Here is an 18,731-nt window from a genome sequence, read left to right on the forward strand (position 1 = left end):
ATGTCGGCATGGCCGATAGCGACGAAATGAAGAATTGAGAAGGCGTTTGAGAATGCTCGAGATCAAGAACCTGCATGCCACCGTCGATGGCAAGGAAATCCTCAAGGGCGTCGACCTGACGGTCGAGGCAGGGAGCGTTCACGCCATCATGGGACCAAACGGCTCGGGCAAGTCGACGCTGTCCTATGTGCTGGCGGGCCGCGAAGGTTATGAGGTGACGAAAGGTTCCGTGACCTACAAGGGCCGCGATCTTCTCGCCATGAATGTGGATGAACGGGCGGCGGCCGGCGTTTTTCTTGCCTTCCAGTATCCGATCGAGATTCCCGGCGTCACGACGATGACGTTCCTGAAGACGGCGCTCAACGCGCAGCGCAAGGCGCGCGGCGAGGAGGAACTCGACGCGCCGCGCTTCCTGAAGCTTGTGCGCGAGAAGTCGAAGCCGCTCAACGTGTCGGACGACATGCTGAAGCGCGCGCTCAATGTCGGATTTTCGGGCGGCGAGAAAAAGCGTGCCGAAATCCTGCAGATGGCGCTGCTCGAACCGTCGCTTGCGATCCTCGACGAAACCGATTCCGGCCTCGACATTGACGCGCTGAAGGTCGTGGCAGAGGGCGTCAACAGCCTGCGCTCGCCCGACCGCGCGATGATCGTCATCACGCATTATCAGCGTCTTCTCGATTATATTGTGCCCGATGTGATCCATGTCCTCTCGAAGGGCAAGATCGTGCGCACGGGCGGCAAGGAGCTCGCTGGAGAGCTCGAACGGACCGGCTATGCCGAATTCGCGGCGTAAGGAAGCGAGATGACAGACGCAGCTCGCAACTTCGTTGAGACCTACGAGCGGGAGCGCGATGCGCTTCCCGGCGCAGGTCTTGCTTGGCTCGCCGCCCGCCGCGCCGATGCGCTGAGGGCCTTCGCGGACGCGGGGCTTCCGCATCGCCGTCTCGAGGACTGGCGTTACACGGACCTCGCGCGCGCACTCGACAAGGCGACACTCTCACCCGCGTCGCAGCCGAGCGGCGTCGTGGAACTGCCTGATGCGGCGGAGCGGCCCAGCATTGCTGTATTCCATGGCATCGACCGGCATGTCGCCATCTTCGTGAATGGCAGGCTGCAAAGTGATCTTGTTGCGGAGTTGCCCCATGGTGTGACGCTCGTTCAGCTTGCTGAGGCTTTGGGCGAGCCCTGGGCGCGACCGTTGGTGGAAACGAAGGTTGCCACGCAAGCGGGCAATGTCATCGCGCTCAATACGGCTCTGATGCGTGATGGGCTCGGTCTTCATGTTGCGCGCGGCGTGAAGCTCGACAAGCCGCTGCATCTGATCTTCCTTGCCAATGATGATGGCGCCTCGCATATGCGCGTGCTTGTGCGGCTGGAAGAAGGCGCCGAGGCGACGATCTTCGAGACGCATGTGGATGCCGGCGCGAGGAGTTATTTCGTGGATCTCGTGACCGATGTGTCGCTCGCCAGGGGCGCGATGCTCGACCATGTGAAGATTCAGGACGAGAGCGCGGAGGCTATTCACCTTGCGAGCCTGACGGCGGAGCTTGGCGCCGCAGCGAAGCTTTCGAGCTTTTCACTGACGCTTGGCGCGAAGTTGTCGCGCAACCAGAGCTTCATCACCTTCAAGGGGGAGGGCGGTGAGGCGCATGTGAACGGTGCGACGGCACTTGCCGGTTCGCAGCATGGCGATCACTTCTGCTATGTCGACCACGCGGTGCCGCACTGCTCCAGCTCCACACTGTTCAAGACAGTGCTCGACGGCGCGTCAACGGGCGTTTTCCAGGGCAATGTCATGGTGCGGCCCGACGCGCAGAAGACAGATGGGCGGCAGATGTCCAACGCGCTGCTTCTGTCGCGCGACGCGTCGATGAACGCAAAGCCCGAACTCGAAATCTATGCCGACGATGTGCAATGCGCCCATGGCTCGACCATTGGCGAGCTGAACCGCGATGCGATTTTCTTCCTTCGTGCGCGTGGCATCGACGAACACACGGCGCGGCAGCTGCTTATTTCGGCCTTCCTTGATGAGGCGTTCGAGACTGTATCGAGCGGGGCCGCGCGGGATGATTTGCGGGCTCTGGCCGCTGGCTGGTTCGAGCGCCATCAGGAAAAGACGTCATGACGGAATTGAAGCTCAATATTGCCGAAGCGACTTACGATGTTGCGCGTGTGCGAGCGGATTTCCCGATCCTGTCGCGCGAGGTCTATGGCAAGCCGCTCGTCTATCTGGATAATGGCGCCTCGGCGCAGAAACCCCGCGTCGTCATCGATGCCATGCGCCAGGTGATGGAGCATGAGTATGCGAATGTTCATCGCGGGCTTCATTACCTCTCCAACGCGGCGACGCAGGCCTTTGAGGATGCGCGGGAAAAGGCGCGCGCCTTCCTCAATGCCGGTTCGACGGACGAGATCATCTTTACCAGCGGTTCGACCGATGCGCTGAACCTTGCCGCCGCGAGCTATGCCGCGCCCTTGATCGAGCCGGGTGACGAGATCGTTCTGTCGGTGATGGAGCATCACTCGAACATCGTGCCGTGGCATTTCCTGCGCGAGCGTCAGGGCGCGGTTCTGAAATGGGTGCCGGTGACGGACGAGGGCGACCTCGACATGGACGCTTACAAAAAGCTCCTTGGCCCCAAGGTCAAGATCGTCGCGCTGACGCATATGTCGAACGTGCTCGGCACGGTGACGCCGATGAAGGAGATTATCCGGCTCGCGCATGAGAAGGGCATTCCCGTCGTCGTGGACGGTTCGCAGAGCGCCGTTCATCTGGAGATCGACGTGCGCGATCTCGACGCCGATTTCTACGCGGTGACAGGTCACAAGATCTACGGCCCGACGGGCATCGGCCTTCTCTACGGCAAGAAGGAACGTCTCGCTCAGATGCGGCCCTATCGCGGTGGTGGAGAGATGATCCGCGAAGTCTCGCTCGATACTGTGACCTATGCCGCGCCGCCACATCGTTTCGAGGCGGGAACACCGGCGATCATCGAGGCGATTGGCCTCGGCGCTGCGCTCGATTATGTGCATGGAATCGGCCGCGCGGCGATTGCGGGGCATGAGGCGAGCGTGCTCGCCTATGCGACGGAGAAGCTGTCGGCCATCGAGGGGCTGCGCATCATCGGCACCTCGAAAAGCAAGGGTGGTATCGTTTCCTTCACAATGGCCGATGCCCATGCTCACGACATTGCGACCATCATCGACCGCGCGGGCGTCGCGGTGCGCGCGGGACACCATTGCGCGCAGCCGCTGATGGAGCGTTTCGGCGTGGCCGCGACGGCGCGCGCCTCTTTCGCTATGTACACGACGCATGAAGAGATCGATCGCCTCGCGGCCGCGCTCGTCGATGCGAAGAAGTTCTTCAGTTGAGGATCTCAGTATGTCGGACGATGCGAACATGACCGAGGCCAAGATGCCCGACGAGGGGACCAGCGAAGCACCGGCGTCGTCGGCACTCCCGCAGGAAGAACTGGATCGTCTCACCGACGACATCATCGCTGCGTTGAAGAGCGTCTATGATCCGGAAATACCGGTCGATATCTACGAACTCGGTCTGATCTACAAAGTCGATGTGTCGGACGACCGCGACGTGCTGATCGACATGACGCTGACCGCGCCTGGCTGCCCGGTCGCAGGCACCATGCCGGAAATGGTGGCGGATGCAGTTCGCTCGGTGGACGGCGTGGGCGACGTGAAGGTCAACATGACTTTCGATCCGCCCTGGGATCCGAGCCGCATGTCTGACGAAGCGCGCGTCGCGCTCAACATGTATTGAACTTGGAAGGACCGGGCTCCATCTAAAGTCCGAGGTGTAAACATGGCGAGAGAACGTCCCAAGGCAATCCGGCTGACCGATAGAGCCGCCGCGCATCTGCAGGCCATTATGGCGCGCTCGGAAGGCAAATATGTCGGCCTTCGCGTCGGCGTGAAGAATGGCGGCTGTGCCGGCATGGAATACACCATGGAATATGCCGAGGCCGCGAACCCGCTCGACGAGGTGATCGAGGACAAGGGTGTGACGATCCTGATTGATCCCAAGGCGATCCTGTTTCTCATCGGCACCGAGATGGACTACGAGACGGACAAGTTCTCCTCCGGCTTCAGGTTCAATAATCCGAATGTGACAGACGCCTGCGGCTGCGGCGAAAGCGTCACCATCGAACCTGCGCGCCTCTGAGGCGGCATGGCTGTCAGTGCCGAATATAAGGAATTTCTCGCCGAGCAGCTTGAGCGGCTGGGCCCGGTGCGCTTTCGCGGCATGTTCGGCGGAGCAGGCGTCTATCTTGACGATCTGATGTTAGGGCTCATCTTCGACGAGACGCTCTACTTCAAGGTCGATGATCGCAATCGCGCCGACTACGAGGCAGAGGAAAAGGGCCCATTCACTTACGAGATGTCGGACGGCACGACGGGCGCGCTTCACTATTATGAAGTGCCCGAACGCCTTTACGACGATCCCGACGAACTCGTGCAATGGGCGCGCAAGGCGATGGAGGTGATGCGGGCGGCGAGGGCAGAAAAGCTCGCGCGCGCGGCGCGTGCCGCTGAGCGGAAAAAGGCGGCAACGAAAAAGCAGAAGGCGACGCCTGCAAAGGCGTCGCCCTCCAAAAAGCCTTCAAGGAAGCCCAAGGCCTAGAGTCAGCGCTTACTCGCCCTTGAATTGGGCGGGCCGCTTTTCGAGAAACGCGCGGACGCCTTCCTTGAAGTCGCCGGAATTGCCGGCGGTGCGCTGGAGCTGACGCTCAAGGTTGAGCTGCTCCTCATAGGTGTTGTCCGTGCTCTCCCAATAGAGTCGGCGAATGAGGCTCAGCGACACGGTCGGACCGTTTGCGAGATCGAGCGCGAGCTTCTTCGTTTCAGCCGCAAGTTCCGCATCCTCGAACACGCGGTTGACGAGGCCCCAGGCGAGCGCGGTTTCGGCGGGAAGCTTTTCGCCGAGCAGCGAAAGCTCCATGGCGCGGGCCTTGCCGACGAGGCGCGGCAGGAGCCAGGTCGAGCCGCCGTCGGGCACCAGCCCGATGCGGCGGAAGGCCTGAAGGAAGTAGGAAGATTTCGCGCATAGGATGAGGTCGCCCATCATCGCGAAGCTCATGCCGACACCCGCCGCCGGCCCGTTCACCGAGGTGACGAAAGGCATGGGCAGGTTGCGCAGGCGGCGCAGGAAGGGATGGTACATCGTTTCCAGCGCCGAACCCGCGTCGGGGCGGCCGCCATTGTTGTCGCCACGGCCCTGAAGATTGGCGCCGGTGCAGAAGCCGCGGCCTTCGCCGGTCATGACGAGGCAGCGAACGCCGTTCTTCGGATTTTCGACTTCATCCATTGCCTTCATCAGTCCACCGAGCATTTCCGGTGAGACGGCATTCATGACTTCCGGATGGTTCAGTGTGAGCGTGGCCACCAATCCGTCGATGTCGAGTCTGACGCGTTCGAATTCCATGTGTTCCTCCTGTTTTATAGCTGTTTCTTATGGCTTGAATTTGGGTTCGCGCTTCTGCAGGAAGGCGGTGACGCCTTCGACGAAGTTCGGATGGTCGCCCATCTGGCCTTGCGTAATGCGCTCGTAGTCGAGTTGAGCGGCAAATGTGTTGTGTCCCGAAACGTCGATGGCCTTGCGGATTTCAGCGAATGCGCCGGTCGGGCCCTTGGCGAGCTTTCCGGCGAGCGTCATCACCTCTTCCATGAGCTTTTCGTCGTCGACGCATTTCCAGATCATGCCCCATTCGGCAGCTGTCTCGGCGGAGAGCTTGTCGCCCGTCAGCGTCAGAGCCAGCGCGCGGGCACGGCCGATGAGGCGCGGCAGCGTCCATGTCGTGCCGAGATCGGGGATGAGGCCGAGCTTCGGTCCGAAGACCTGAATAAAGCTTGCGGATTTTGCAGCGATGACGATGTCGGCGACCAGCGCGAGGCCGACGCCACCGCCGGCTGTGGTGCCGTTGACGGCGCAGATGATTGGCTTCTTCAGTTCGTGAAGTTCGCGCATCATCGGATTGAACCCGATCTCCATGCCATGCGCGACGCCCTGGCCGACGCTCATGCCTTCCGAGCGCTTGCCCTGCGCCGCGAGATCGGCGCCCGCGCAGAAGCCGCGGCCGGCGCCCGTGATGACGAGCACGCGCGCTTCGTCGTCGGCGGCGACTTCCGCGACCGCTTCGCGCATGTCGGCGATCAACGCCGTATTGATGCTGTTCAGCACCTCCGGACGGTTCAGGGTGAGGAGGGCGATGCCGTCCTTCGTTTCGAGTTTGATAGTCGTCCGTTCGCTCATAAGAAAGGCCTCACCCCTTGCGTGATTTGCGGGCGTGCATAGACGCGCCGATGGCGAGACGGAAGGGAGTGGGTGCGTCGGTCGCATGTGCGGACGTGAACGGAATGCCAGCGTGGGCGTTCCGCTACGTAAAGCGTAAGCGGGTTGCGGCCTCAGCTCGCTTTGGCTTTGGGTGCGAGGTCCGGTGTTTCGGAGACGACGCGGTTGCGGCCGCCGCGCTTGGCGGCATAGAGGCAGGCGTCCGCGCGTTCGATGAAAGTGGAAGAACCTTCGCCATGACGCAGCGTCGCGATGCCGAGCGACATGGTTACGCGGCCGAGCGTTTCGCCCGTGGAGCGCTTCACGAGTTCGCGCGACTGCACGGTTTCGCGGATTTCGTTGGCGAGTTTTTCGGCGTCCTCCGTGGCGATGCCCGGCAGGATCAGCGCGAATTCTTCGCCGCCATAACGGGCGACTGTGTCGGTCTCTCGTGCGCCGGCCTTGAGGCAACTCGCCACGAGGCGCAGCACCTGGTCACCCGTGCGGTGACCCCATGTATCGTTGAACAGCTTGAAGTGGTCGATGTCGCCGATGACGAGACAGAGCGGGGAGCTGTCGACCGATGCCTGGGTGATAGCCTGCGCCAGCGCCTCGTCGAATGCCTTGCGGTTTGCGACGCCGGTGAGGCCGTCTGTGCGGGCTTCATTGCGCGCTTTTGTCAGGTTCGACTGAAGCGTGTTGAGCTCGCTCTTTGTTTCATTCAGGCGCAGCTCCAGCTCCTTGCTGCGCGTCTCCATGTGGCGTGTCGCAGCGACGATCACATCCACAACGCGGCGCACATCGTTCGCAGTCGAACGGTTCGAGAGTTCGGCGCTTGCCTGGCGGACGGAGGCGCCCAGGGCGCTCGAGTCGCCCGCCGCTTCCGCGACGAGTTTCAGGATGTTGTCGACTTCGAGATTTAGCTTGTCACCGGCATTGATTGTCGCGTTGGTAAGGGCGGCGTGAGTGATGAAGCGCTGATGCAGGTCGGCGGAGATATTGTCGTCGATCTTCGTGCCTTCCTTCAGCTTGCTGTCGATCGCCTCGTTGAGGTCGGCATTGTGGCCGGAGGCATAACGAAACCAGAGGTCGTAATTTTGCGGTAGCGGCGCGATGCCGTGACGGGCCATGAGCCCCAGGGCCTTCATGCTCCATTCGGTCGCCACGCCAATATCGTCCGTATAAGTCACCGCAAAATCCTCGCCCGGCCGCCTTGCCTCGAAGCACGGCCCAAATCCAACGCCGGCGAAGTTAGGTTAACTTCGTTACGCGGCGGTAAACCGGCCTCGGAAATGGGCGCTCAGCTTCAGCTTGACGCAGCGGAAGGCCCCTCCGGGGAAGGCCAAAGGGGGCTACGAGCTTTGGTCAATGTCATGTATATTTTACCCAAATTGGCCTATCGCCAGCTCAACCTGGCGGCATTGGGCCCAAGAGGCGCGCAACAGGAGGAATTCATGAGCTTGGCCGAATCTCAGGCCCAAGAGGCCGATGTGGGGGCCATTTCGGCCTCGATCCGCAACATTCTGGATCGGCAGAAAGCCGCCCATATCAAGGAAGGTCCGCTCAGCGCGGAGCGCCGCATCGAGTGGCTGGACCGTTCGATCGCGCTCGTCGTCGACAACCAGAAGGAAATCTGCGAGGCACTGGCCTCCGATTTCGGGCATCGCAGCCATGAGCAGACCCTGCTCACCGACGTCATGGGCACGCTCGGGCCGCTGAAGCATGCCAAGAAGCATCTGCGCGACTGGATGAAGCCTGAAAAGCGCAAGGTGCAGTTCCCGCTCGGACTTCTCGGCGCCAGGGCGCGGGTTGAGTATCAGCCGCTTGGCACGGTCGGCGTCATCAGCCCGTGGAACTTCCCGATCAACCTCACCTTCGCGCCGCTCGCGGGCATTTTCGCCGCCGGCAACCGCGCGATGATCAAGCCGTCGGAATTCACGCCGGCGACGTCGGAACTCATGGCGCGCATGTTCCGCTCGGCTTTCGACGAGACGGAAGTCGCCGTCATCACCGGCGGCCCGGCAGTCGGCCAGGCGTTCAGCGGCCAGCCCTTCGATCACCTGATCTTCACGGGCGCGACCTCGATTGCCTATCACGTCATGCGTGCGGCGGCCGAGCATCTCGTTCCGCTGACGCTCGAACTCGGCGGCAAGTCGCCGGTTATCGTGTCGCACAGCGCGAAGATCGACGAGACGGCTGCCAAGATCATGACCGGCAAGACGCTCAATGCGGGTCAGATCTGCCTCGCGCCGGACTACGTCTTCGTGCCGGAAGGCAAGGTGAATGAATTCGTCTCGGAAGCGACGAAGTCGGTCACCAAGATGTTCCCGACCATCAAGGACAATCCGGACTACACCTCGATCGTCAACCAGCGCCATTACGACCGCCTCAACGGCTATCTGGCAGATGCGAAGGCCAAGGGCGCGACGATCGTCGAGATCAATCCGGCCAATGAGGATTTCAGCCAGCAGCAGGCGCACAAGATTCCGCCGACGATCGTGCTGAACGCCACCGACGACATGAAGGTCATGCAGGACGAAATCTTCGGCCCCGTGCTGCCGGTGAAGTCCTACCGCGATGTCTCCGAAGTGCTTGGCTACATCAACGGTCATGACCGGCCGCTGGGCCTTTATTACTTCGGCGAGGACGCCAATGAAGAGCGTCGTGTGCTCGACCACACGACCTCGGGCGGCGTGACGGTCAATGACGTCATCATGCATGTCTCGATGGAAGACCTGCCTTTCGGCGGCGTCGGCCCGAGCGGCATGGGCTCCTATCACGGCGTCGACGGGTTCCGCACCTTCAGTCACAAGAAGGCGATCTACACGCAGTCCAAGGCGAAGATGGTGGTGGAACTGTTCCGGGCGCCTTATGGCCCCAAGGTCCGCAAGATGCTTGCCTCGCAGATCAAGAAGTAGATCCGCCGCGAGGTCGATACGTAAATGCGAAAGGGCGGCCACTGAGCCGCCCTTTTTTCACCACGGCTCCAAAGAGAGGCTCACCGTGAAACATCTCGTCGCTAGCCTTGCCGTCACCTTCGCTCTTATCGGCCTTTCGGCCTGTGGCGAGGACTCGACCCTACCGGCTACGGCCGGCTATGGCCCCCATCCGACCTTGCCGCAACCGCAGTCGAGCGCGCTACCGACGGTGAATATCGCAACCGCTGTCGGCTGGCCCGAGGGCGGGGCGCCGAAGCCCGCCGAGGGGTTTGCGGTGAAGGCCTTTGCCAGGGACCTCGATCATCCACGTTGGCTCCTGGTGCTTCCCAATGGCGATGTGCTGGTCGCCGAAACCAACGGGCCGAAGAGGCCTGACGACAGCAAGGGGATCACGGGCTGGGTTGCAGGCATTGTCATGAAAATGGCGGGCGCCGAGACGCCGAGCGCCAATCGCATCACGCTGCTGCGCGACACCAATGGCGACGGCGTTGCCGATGTCCGGCACGTCTTTCTGAAAGATCTCAATTCGCCCTTCGGCATGGCGCTGGTGGGCAATGACCTCTACGTCGCCGACAGCGATGCGTTGCTCCGCTTTCCCTACAAGGCGGGCGAGACGGAAATCGGCGAGCCGGGTGTGAAGGTCATCGATCTCCCTGCCGGTCCGATCAACCATCACTGGACGAAGAACGTCATTGCGAGCCCGGACGGCAAGCGCCTCTATGTCACCGTGGGCTCAAACAGCAATGTCGGCGAAAACGGGCTCGACAAGGAAGTGGGCCGGGCGGCCATTTACGAGGTCGATATAGCGACGGGCAGGTCGCGCATCTTTGCATCGGGTCTGCGCAATCCGAACGGCATGGATTGGGAGCCCGTCACCGGCACGCTCTGGACCGTGGTCAACGAGCGCGACGAAATTGGCAACGACCTCGTTCCCGACTATATGACCTCGGTGAAGGATGGAGCTTTTTACGGCTGGCCCTTCGTCTACTACGGCGAGCATGTCGATGCCCGTGTGTCGCCGCAGGACCCGGCGCTGGTTGCGAAAGCCATCGCGCCCGATTATGCGCTCGGTTCGCATACGGCTTCGCTCGGGCTCCACTTCTATCGTGGTGATCTGTTCCCGGCGCAGTACAAGGGCGGCGCCTTTATCGGTCAGCATGGTTCCTGGAACCGCAAACCTCGCAGCGGCTACAAGGTGATCTTCGTGGCGTTCAAGGACGGCAAGCCCGTTGGGCTGCCCAAGGATGTGCTGGCAGGTTTCGTGAACGAGGATGGCGATGCGCTGGGGCGTCCGGTGGGCGTTTTCGAAGACAAGGCAGGTGCGCTGCTCGTCGCCGACGATGTGGGCAACATCGTCTGGCGCCTGGTGCCGGCGGTCAAATAAGAACAAAGAAAAGGCGGCTCTTGCGAGCCGCCTTTAAATTCTGGAAGGAACGGGGCTTCAGGCTTCCTGTGCCTCGACCTCAACGATCTCGTCGATCTCCTCGACATTGCCGGCATCGTCGACTTCCTCGATCTCTTCCTCCTCAATGTCCTTCGCGCCCTTCTTGGGCAGCTTCACGACATTGAGCATGAAGGCGGGAATATGGTCGCCGAAGCTCAGAACCTTCGGGCCCTCGTCATCGTCGCGGCGGCCGCGTCCGCGGCTGCGCTCGTGACGCGGTTCCTGACGCGGCTCGGAGCGGGGTTGCTCGTGCCGGGTCTGTTCGTGGCGACGAACCGGTTCGGGATGCTCGATATGCTCGACCGTCTCGGCCACGAGTTCCGCGACGGGGTCGGCGGGCGGCAGGGCCTCGGAGTCGAGGATGGGTTCCGGTTTGCGCGGTTTGGCGCGCGAGCGGCGCGGCTTGCGCTCCGGCGCCGTCGCGGGCTCGGCAGCGGTTTCCGCTTCGATGGCGACTTCGCCGACGGGCGCAGGCTGGGCCGTGGTCAGTTCATGCACCGGGACCGCGTTGCCGATCAGCTTTTCGATCTGAGCAAGATATTTGCCGTCCTCGCGCGTCACCAGCGTATAGGCGATGCCTGACTTGCCCGCGCGGCCCGTGCGGCCGATGCGGTGGACATAGTCTTCGGAATGGGTCGGGATATCGAAGTTGAAGACGTGGCTCACATCCGGGATGTCGAGGCCGCGGGCGGCAACGTCGCTCGCCACGAGAAGGCGGATAGTACCGGCGCGGAAGCCGTCCAGCGTCTTTGTGCGCGTCGACTGGTCGAGATCGCCATGCAGCGCGCCGACCGAGAAGCCGTGGCGCTCCAGCGACTTCGCGACGATCGAAACGTCGCGCTTGCGGTTGCAGAAGATGATGGCGTTCTTGCAGTTCTCGTCGCGGATCAGGCTGCGCAGCATGTCGCGCTTGCCTTCGCGGGTCGTCTTGACGATCGCCTGTGTGATGTTGGTGCTGGCGGAGGCGGGGCGGGAAACCTCGATGCGTTCCGGGTTCTGGAGGAACGTATCGGTGAGCCGCTGGATTTCGGGCGGCATGGTCGCGGAGAAGAAGAGGGTCTGGCGCGTGAAGGGGATCTTCTTGCAGATCTCCTCGATGTCCGGGATGAAGCCCATGTCCAGCATGCGGTCGGCTTCGTCGATGACGAGGATCTGCACACCGGTGAGCAGCACCTTGCCGCGTCCGCAATGGTCGAGCAGGCGGCCCGGCGTCGCGATCAGAACGTCGACGCCACGGTCGAGCTTCTTTTCCTGATCGCCGAAGGAGACGCCGCCGATGAGCAGCGCCATGGAGAGCTTGTGGTACTTGCCGTATTTCTCGAAATTTTCGGCGACCTGGGCTGCGAGTTCGCGGGTCGGCTCAAGGATGAGAGAGCGGGGCATGCGCGCCCTGGCGCGTCCGCGCGACAGCTTCTCGATCATCGGCAGCGTGAAGGACGCCGTCTTGCCGGTACCGGTCTGCGCGATGCCGAGCACATCCCGGCCAGCAAGCACGAAGGGAATGGCTTGCGCCTGAATGGGGGTCGGTTCGGTGTAACCGGTTTCGGCTACCGCTTTAAGCACTTCGGCCCCGAGGCCGAGTTCGTCAAATGTCATATAATGAGGCCTGTTCTACCATGTACATGCTGCCCGATGGTGGCCCACTTCGAGGGCCCGTGGACGCTTTGTCTTAGGGGGCAGCGTCTTTGCGCGTCGTTCCGCGGCCGCGCGGTCCGCAATTCCACGCAATACATAGGGATTAACAGGCTTTTGTCAATCGCGGCTCGGCCCGGGAGCCAGCCTTATAGCCTAAAGCCCGCCGCCAAATGGCGAGATATTGGTGTTCTGTGGCGGAAACATCGCAGCGAGAAGCGATTGCATGGCTGAGCGATATGCGCCGTCGCCAGGGCCGGTTACCGCGTCGCCGGAGAGCGCGCCGCGCGCGATCATGCGATCGCCGGAGCAATAAACGGCGACCACGCGAAGCGACGATCCCGCCACCGCCTCGCCGCCACCGAGCGCTCCGGGCGTTTCACACGCCGCTTCGCTGGGCGTGCCTGCACCGTTAAAGACCAGCACCAGACGCGTACCCTGACCGGGCTTGGCGCCTTGGGGCAGAAGCCTGAGCGGCGTCCCCCCGGCCCATGCGGGTCCGTGCAGCCCGGCAATGGCCGCTTCACCGCTCATGCCCGGTGCGGGCGATCCGTAAAGTTCGACGTTGAAGCCCGCCGCGTGAACAGTCGACGGCTTGTAGAGCGAGGTCTGCTGGACATAGGAGACGACGGGGAGCGACAGAGCGGCGGACGCATAAAGTGAAGCTGCCGCAATGGTCAGAATGATTTTCTTCATTTCCCACTACTCCTTCGTCGTGACCGCTTCAGGAACTGTGGATCACGATGGAGAAGCGTAAACCGAATTACGTGGCCTTCATATATCCAGATCGGTTGCGAAGGCGGCGCGTTCCTGGATGAACTGGAATCTGAGCTCCGGCTTGTTGCCCATCAGGCGGTCGATGGAGCCCTTGGTTTCCTTCACCTGGTCCTCCGGGACGGTGACGCGGAGGAGCGTGCGCTTGGAGCGGACCATCGTCGTTTCCTTGAGCTGCGCGGGAAGCATTTCACCCAAGCCCTTGAAACGACTGATTTCTACCTTGCCGTTGCTCTTGAACTCTTTTCTCAGGAGTTCGTCCTTGTGGGCGTCGTCGCGCGCGTAGGCGGTCTTGCCGCCCTGCGTCAGCTTGTAGAGCGGCGGCACCGCCAGATAGAGGTGCCCGCGCCGGATCAGCTCCGGCGTCTCCTGATAGAAGAAGGTGATGAGCAGCGAGGCGATATGCGCACCGTCGACGTCGGCGTCGGTCATGATGATGACCTTGTCGTAGCGCAGGTCTTCGTCGCGGTAATGCGAGCCGGTGCGCACGCCGAGCGCCTGAACGAGGTCGCTGATCTGCTGGTTCTGCTGCAACTTCGCGCCGCTGGCCGAGGCGACGTTCAGGATCTTGCCGCGTAGGGGCAGGATCGCCTGCGTGGCGCGGTCGCGGGCCTGCTTGGCGGAGCCGCCGGCGCTGTCGCCTTCGACGATGAAGAGCTCCGAGCCCGCCGCGCCCGCCTGCGCGCAATCGGCGAGCTTGCCGGGCAGGCGCAGCTTTCGCGTCGCGGTCTTGCGCGCCACATCCTTTTCTTGCCGCCGACGCAGACGGTCTTCCGAGCGGTCGATCACCCAGTCGAGAAGCTTGTTCGCCTGTTGCGGCGAGTTGGTCAGCCAATGGTCGAAGTGGTCGCCGATGGCTTTTTCGACGAGGCGCTGCGCCTCCGAGCTGGCGAGCTTCTCCTTGGTCTGGCCCTGAAACTCCGGCTCGCGGATGAAGACGGAGAGCAGCACCGTCGCGGTGCCCAGCACGTCTTCGGCTTGGATCTGCGAGGCCTTCTTGTTGCCGACCATGTCGGCATAATTCTTCAGGCCCCTGGTGAGCGCGGTGCGGAGACCGGCCTCATGCGTGCCGCCTTCGGGCGTCGGCACCGTGTTGCAGTAGGAATGGACGAAGCCTTCCTCGCCGCCATGCCAGGCAATGGCCCATTCGGCCGCGCCGTGCGCGCCCGCCCGCGAGACCTTGCCGGAGAAGGGCTCGGCGGTCACCCAATCCTTCTCGCCGATTTCAGCGCGGAGGAAGTCGACGAGGCCGGCCGGGAAATGCAGCACGTCCTCGGCGGGCGTCTCGTCCTTGATAAGTTCGGGCGCGCAGTGCCAGCGGATTTCGACGCCGCCGAAGAGATAGGCCTTGGACCGCGCCATGCGATAGAGGCGGCCCGGCTTGAAGGCCGCGCCCTTGCCGAAGATGTCTGCGTCGGGGTGGAAGGTGATGCGCGTGCCGCGACGGTTCTGAACGCGGCCTTCCTCGATGAGCTTCGTCTGTGGCGCGCCGCGCGCATAAATCTGGCGATAGAGCTTCTGCTCGCGCGCGACCTCGACTTCGAGCCGGTCGGAAAGCGCGTTCACCACCGAGACGCCGACGCCATGAAGGCCGCCCGAGGTCTCATAGGCCTTGCCACCGAACTTGCCGCCCGAATGGAGCGTTGTGAGGATGACTTCCAGCGCCGACTTGTTCCTGAATTTCGGGTGCGGGTCTACGGGAATGCCGCGGCCATTGTCGGCCACCGTCAGGCTGCCGTCGGCATGGAACGACACGTCGATCCAGTTCGCGTGGCCTGCGACCGCCTCGTCCATCGAGTTGTCGAGGACTTCGGCGAAGAGGTGATGCAGCGCCTTCTCGTCGGTGCCGCCGATATACATGCCCGGGCGGCGCCGTACAGGCTCCAGACCTTCCAGAACCTCGATGTCCTTGGCCGAATAGCTGTCGTCGTCCTTCGCCGCGGCTTTGGGCGCGGATTTGACGGGCTTCTGCGCCTTGGGCGCGGCGGCAAAGAGATCGCTGGTATCGTCGGAATTGGACGTCTTGCGGGCGGCCATGAAAACTCAAACTTCAATCTGGGGGAACGAATCGAGGCCGATTGTAGGGCCGGGGAGGCGGAGGGGGCAAATGGCGCGGCACTTCGCGCACCACAATTTCGTGAGGCTTCACAAGTCCCTCAGGACAACGCCCGCTATGGCCGTTGGCGTTTCTGATAGGTTATGGTCGCTTGAGGAATTGGTCGAGCGGACTTCGAGGTGATACATGGCATTCAATAAAGGGAGGCCTTACCGCAGTTCATCCCTAGTCTCAGACGGGGGCCTGATCGGAACATCTGATACTGACTATTTCTATTTTTTCTGTCCGCGATGCAAAGATAAGCACGTCATGCGGATTCTGGACTATGGGCATCATGTTCCAGATGAGCTGGGCGGAAGCCACTATCCAAACGAGCGCCCGAAGGCCGCTAAGGATTTTACCCTCGCATTCAAACTTTATTGCTCTAAGTGCAGGTTAACAGATTTCGTAAAAATCAGCAGTACGGGATGGCAAGGCGGCCAGTTACCGGAAAAGTCAAATTAGGACAGCTTAGCTTTATGTTGCCGTGCGAGGCTCAATCTTGCGACAGGCGTGTGCGTACGACCAATCAGACTGAGACAAAAGGGGGGAAGGATGGAATTCGTGCCGATTGCTCTGACATTTCTCATTTTTGCCGGGAGTCTCTTGGGATTCTTTTGCTCCAAGAACAAAGGCTTTGGAAAATATACGACGAGCTTGCTGCTTTTAATCCTTGTGCTTTTTGTCGGAGCGGTTGCGTTTGTTACCGGCAAAATAGATTGGCCAAACCTTGGAAATCTGCTTTTCGCCATTGCCGGTTATGCAGGTGGACTAGTTACGCCGAAGGACGATCAGGGATAAATTCGAGCTGCACGTTTAACAGACCTACCTCTACCAAGAGTTCAATCGCGAACTTGATCTTGCTTACTCCTCTATTCGTCGCGCCCCGGCTTGTCCGGGGCATCCACGTCTTCCTTCTGCGACGACGAAGACGTGGATGGCCCGAATAAATCGGGCCATGACGATGGAGTGGGCAGAAGGTCACACCGGACTTGCCTCGATCACGCTCGCAAGCCCGATGGTCGGTACGATGCGCTCCAGCCGGAAGCCCGCCTTGGCCATCAGCGCGGCATATTCCGGCTCCGTGCGTTCGCGGCCCGTTGTTGCCACCAGCATTTCGAGATCGAGGAACTTCGAGAAATGCGCCACGCCCGGCGCGGGGATCACGTGCTCGATCAACAGCAGCTTGCCGGTTGCCGGAATCTTCGCGCGGATGTTTTTCATGATGAGGATCGACTCTTCGTCGGACCAGTCATGGATGATGTGCTTCATCACATAGGCGTCGCCGCCGCCCGGCACGGAATCGAAGAAGCTGCCGCCATGCGTCTCGGCGCGGGGCCCAAGTCCTGCTGCGTCGAAATAGCGGCGCGCGCCCTCGGCCGTGTGCGGCAGATCGAAGAGGATGCCCTTCATGCCCGGATTGAGCATCAGGATGGAGCCGAGAACGGCGCCATATCCACCACCGATGTCGGCAACCGTCTTGAAAGGCGAGAAGTCGTAGGCGGCCAGCACCGGATCGATCTCCATCTCCGAGACGTTGACCATGCCCTTGTCGAAAATATCGGCGCGCACCGGATTGCCCGAAATATATTCAAAGGACTTCATGCCGTGCAGATGTTCAATGGCGTTGCGGCCCGTCGCCACGCAATGGCTGAGCGCGCCCCAATTGTCCCAGTTGAGGCTCCCCTGATAAATCGAGAAATAGCGCATCGACTGCGGATGATCCGTCCTCAGCGTCGCGCCCATTGGCGTAAGGCGGAAATGGCCGATGCTGTCCTCGGCAAAAATTCCGACAGTCGAGAGCGCGCGCATGACGCGATAAAGCGCCTCCGCGTTGGCGCCGCAATTCTCCGCCAGCGTCTGGCAGGAGATCGCTTCCTTTTCGCTCATCAGATCGGCAAGGCCGAGCTTTGCGATCAGGGATATGCATTGCGACGCCCAGAAACTTGTCAGCATTTCCAGAACCGCTACAGGCGGGGGCACCATCTTGCGGGTCAGCGCGATGAGTCCGTTCCTGATCCGGCCGAGAAAATTCACGATTGCCGCCGGCGGCAGCTTCGGCTTCGCCGTTCGTATCTTCACGCCCTGCATGGTGAGTTCCCCCTCTGCAACCGGACGGTATCAGCTTACGTGGGGTCCGTCTTGCGTCGCAATGGCGATATGAACCGGGCTTGATCGGTCCGACCGATCTGTCACATTCGGTCACCAAGCAATTCAGGGGGAGTTTCATGACGGATAAAATCAGCATCTCGACGCCGTTCACGCTGCCTTGCGGCGCTGTGCTCAAGAACCGCCTGTCCAAGGCCGCCATGACCGAGGGGCTGGGCGACGGACGCAATCGAGCCACCGAGGGTCATGTGAAGCTCTATCGCCGCTGGGCGGAGGGTGGCGCGGGCATGTTGCTCACGGGCAATGTGCATGTCGACCGGCGTTATCTTGAGCGGCCGGGCAATGTCGCTATCGACGGGCCGCAATCGGCCGAAGCGCTGGCGGCGCTGCGTGCCTATGCGGAGGCGGGCACGGTCAACAACACGCATCTCTGGATGCAGATCAGTCACGCGGGCAGGCAGACGCCGGCCTCGGTCAGCAAGGAGCCCGTCGGTCCCTCCGACAAGCAGCTCGACATGCCGGGCGCGCAGTTCGGCAAGCCGCGCGCGCTGACTGGTGCCGAGATCGAGGATGTCATCCGCCGCTTTGCCCACGCCGCCACCATTGCGCGTGAGACGGGATTCACCGGCGTGCAGATTCATGGCGCGCATGGCTATCTGATTTCGGAATTCCTTTCGCCGGACGTGAACAACCGCACGGATGAATGGGGCGGCAGCCTCGAAAACCGTGCGCGCCTGTTGCTCGAAACCGTTCGCGCGGTGCGCAAGGCGGTGGGTGCTGACTTCCCGGTCTCGGTGAAGCTCAACTCCGCCGACTTCCAGCGCGGTGGTTTCACGCATGAGGATTCGCTGAAGGTCGCAGGCTGGCTGAACGATGAACATGTCGATCTGGTCGAGATTTCCGGCGGCACCTATGAGCAGCCTGCGCTCACCGGTCGCGAGGACATGACGCTTCATCCCGAGCGCACCGAGAAGCGGCGGCAGAGCACCATCGCGCGCGAAGCCTATTTTCTCGAATATGCAGCCGACATCCGCAAGGTGGTGTCGCTGCCACTGATGGTCACGGGCGGGTTCCGCACGGTTGAGGGCATGAACGCAGCGCTGCAATCGGGTGCGACGGACATCATCGGCCTCGGTCGTCCGCTCTGCGTCGATCCGGCAATTGCGGCGAAGCTCCTTTGCGGAGAGGCACGCGAAACGGCTGCCTATGAAAAGACGCTGCGCATCGGGCCCGGGCTTCTCGGGCCGTCGAGCTCCATCGCGCTTCTTCGTGGCCTCAATGGCTGGGGACAGCAGGCCTGGTTCTGCTTGCAGCTTTTGCGTATGGGGAGGGGTCTCGATCCGGATGTGAAGCTCGGCGTCTTCAAGGCGTTCCGCGACTACGCGAAGAACGAAGCCAAGGCGGCTGCCGCGTTGGAGAGATAGGGGAAATTCGTTCTTCGAGACGCGGGCT

General features: G+C 61.8%; 17 protein-coding genes and 1 pseudogene. 11 read left to right on the forward strand and 7 right to left on the reverse strand.

Annotated elements, in window-relative coordinates; translation table 11 throughout:
• The first annotated feature begins 52 nt into the window (after nucleotides 1-52).
• From sufC to F2P47_RS08450, 6 genes are read left to right on the forward strand one after another with little or no spacing between them, the layout of a single operon-like run.
• Entirely contained in the window at nucleotides 53-793 is a 741-nt protein-coding gene (sufC, locus tag F2P47_RS08425; RefSeq protein WP_152215906.1) for a Fe-S cluster assembly ATPase SufC, read from the forward strand.
• 9 nt (nucleotides 794-802) lie between these two features.
• On the forward strand, nucleotides 803-2,125 hold the full coding sequence (gene sufD / locus F2P47_RS08430) for a Fe-S cluster assembly protein SufD (protein ID WP_152215907.1): 1,323 nt from the start codon (nucleotides 803-805) through the stop codon (nucleotides 2,123-2,125).
• On the forward strand, nucleotides 2,122-3,372 hold the full coding sequence (locus tag F2P47_RS08435) for a cysteine desulfurase (RefSeq protein WP_152215908.1): 1,251 nt from the start codon (nucleotides 2,122-2,124) through the stop codon (nucleotides 3,370-3,372). Before sufD ends, F2P47_RS08435 begins: the two co-directional genes overlap by 4 nt.
• A gap of 10 nt (nucleotides 3,373-3,382) precedes the next feature.
• Nucleotides 3,383-3,778 carry an SUF system Fe-S cluster assembly protein gene (locus F2P47_RS08440; RefSeq protein ID WP_152215909.1) on the forward strand — a complete coding sequence of 132 codons (396 nt, stop codon included), beginning with the start codon at nucleotides 3,383-3,385 and terminating at the stop codon, nucleotides 3,776-3,778.
• A gap of 42 nt (nucleotides 3,779-3,820) precedes the next feature.
• A complete protein-coding gene (locus F2P47_RS08445) occupies nucleotides 3,821-4,180 on the forward strand; it encodes a HesB/IscA family protein (RefSeq protein WP_152215910.1) in 360 nt (119 codons plus the stop codon).
• Nucleotides 4,181-4,186: 6 nt separating this feature from the next.
• A complete protein-coding gene (locus F2P47_RS08450) occupies nucleotides 4,187-4,639 on the forward strand; it encodes a TfoX/Sxy family protein (protein WP_152215911.1) in 453 nt (150 codons plus the stop codon).
• Between the two features lie 9 nt (nucleotides 4,640-4,648).
• Here F2P47_RS08450 and F2P47_RS08455 read toward each other — a convergent pair whose 3' ends face one another.
• The 3 genes from F2P47_RS08455 to F2P47_RS08465 all read right to left on the reverse strand — a co-directional run bounded on the left by F2P47_RS08455 (nucleotide 4,649) and on the right by F2P47_RS08465 (nucleotide 7,476).
• Entirely contained in the window at nucleotides 4,649-5,440 is a 792-nt protein-coding gene (locus F2P47_RS08455) for an enoyl-CoA hydratase/isomerase (protein WP_152215912.1), read from the reverse strand.
• A 27-nt stretch (nucleotides 5,441-5,467) separates the two neighbouring features.
• Nucleotides 5,468-6,268, reverse strand: coding sequence for an enoyl-CoA hydratase-related protein (locus F2P47_RS08460; RefSeq protein WP_152215913.1), 801 nt, complete (start codon nucleotides 6,266-6,268; stop codon nucleotides 5,468-5,470).
• A gap of 152 nt (nucleotides 6,269-6,420) precedes the next feature.
• On the reverse strand, nucleotides 6,421-7,476 hold the full coding sequence (locus F2P47_RS08465) for a GGDEF domain-containing protein (protein ID WP_152215914.1): 1,056 nt from the start codon (nucleotides 7,474-7,476) through the stop codon (nucleotides 6,421-6,423).
• A gap of 264 nt (nucleotides 7,477-7,740) precedes the next feature.
• On the opposite strand from F2P47_RS08465, the gene F2P47_RS08470 reads away from it, so the two are divergent.
• Both F2P47_RS08470 and F2P47_RS08475 read left to right on the forward strand, forming a co-directional pair.
• The gene (locus F2P47_RS08470; protein ID WP_152215915.1) at nucleotides 7,741-9,204 is read left to right on the forward strand and encodes a coniferyl aldehyde dehydrogenase; all 1,464 of its coding nucleotides are present in this window, start codon (nucleotides 7,741-7,743) and stop codon (nucleotides 9,202-9,204) included.
• A gap of 85 nt (nucleotides 9,205-9,289) precedes the next feature.
• Nucleotides 9,290-10,609 (forward strand): PQQ-dependent sugar dehydrogenase, encoded by a 1,320-nt coding sequence (locus F2P47_RS08475; RefSeq protein ID WP_246176807.1) that lies wholly within the window; start codon nucleotides 9,290-9,292, stop codon nucleotides 10,607-10,609.
• 57 nt (nucleotides 10,610-10,666) lie between these two features.
• On the opposite strand, the gene F2P47_RS08480 is transcribed toward F2P47_RS08475, so the two are convergent.
• The 3 genes from F2P47_RS08480 to parE form a co-directional block, all read right to left on the reverse strand.
• Nucleotides 10,667-12,265 (reverse strand): DEAD/DEAH box helicase, encoded by a 1,599-nt coding sequence (locus F2P47_RS08480; RefSeq protein ID WP_152215917.1) that lies wholly within the window; start codon nucleotides 12,263-12,265, stop codon nucleotides 10,667-10,669.
• Nucleotides 12,266-12,457: 192 nt separating this feature from the next.
• Complete coding sequence (locus tag F2P47_RS08485) at nucleotides 12,458-12,997, reverse strand: hypothetical protein (RefSeq protein ID WP_152215918.1); 540 nt, start codon at nucleotides 12,995-12,997, stop codon at nucleotides 12,458-12,460.
• Nucleotides 12,998-13,075: 78 nt separating this feature from the next.
• Complete coding sequence (gene parE / locus F2P47_RS08490; RefSeq protein WP_152215919.1) at nucleotides 13,076-15,112, reverse strand: DNA topoisomerase IV subunit B; 2,037 nt, start codon at nucleotides 15,110-15,112, stop codon at nucleotides 13,076-13,078.
• 76 nt (nucleotides 15,113-15,188) lie between these two features.
• Between parE and F2P47_RS18115 the strand changes: the two are divergent.
• Nucleotides 15,189-15,314 (forward strand): annotated as a pseudogene (locus F2P47_RS18115) (IS1 family transposase); the annotation flags it as partial.
• A gap of 411 nt (nucleotides 15,315-15,725) precedes the next feature.
• Nucleotides 15,726-15,971, forward strand: a complete 246-nt coding sequence (locus tag F2P47_RS08495; RefSeq protein WP_152215920.1) for a hypothetical protein — start codon at nucleotides 15,726-15,728, stop codon at nucleotides 15,969-15,971.
• Between the two features lie 180 nt (nucleotides 15,972-16,151).
• Here F2P47_RS08495 and F2P47_RS08500 read toward each other — a convergent pair whose 3' ends face one another.
• Nucleotides 16,152-17,261, reverse strand: coding sequence for a methyltransferase (locus F2P47_RS08500; protein ID WP_152215921.1), 1,110 nt, complete (start codon nucleotides 17,259-17,261; stop codon nucleotides 16,152-16,154).
• 137 nt (nucleotides 17,262-17,398) lie between these two features.
• On the opposite strand from F2P47_RS08500, the gene F2P47_RS08505 reads away from it, so the two are divergent.
• A complete protein-coding gene (locus F2P47_RS08505; RefSeq protein WP_152215922.1) occupies nucleotides 17,399-18,703 on the forward strand; it encodes an NADH:flavin oxidoreductase/NADH oxidase family protein in 1,305 nt (434 codons plus the stop codon).
• Nucleotides 18,704-18,731 lie beyond the last annotated feature (28 nt).

It is taken from the genome of Parvibaculum sedimenti (assembly GCF_009184905.1).
GTDB lineage: Bacteria > Pseudomonadota > Alphaproteobacteria > Parvibaculales > Parvibaculaceae > Parvibaculum > Parvibaculum sedimenti.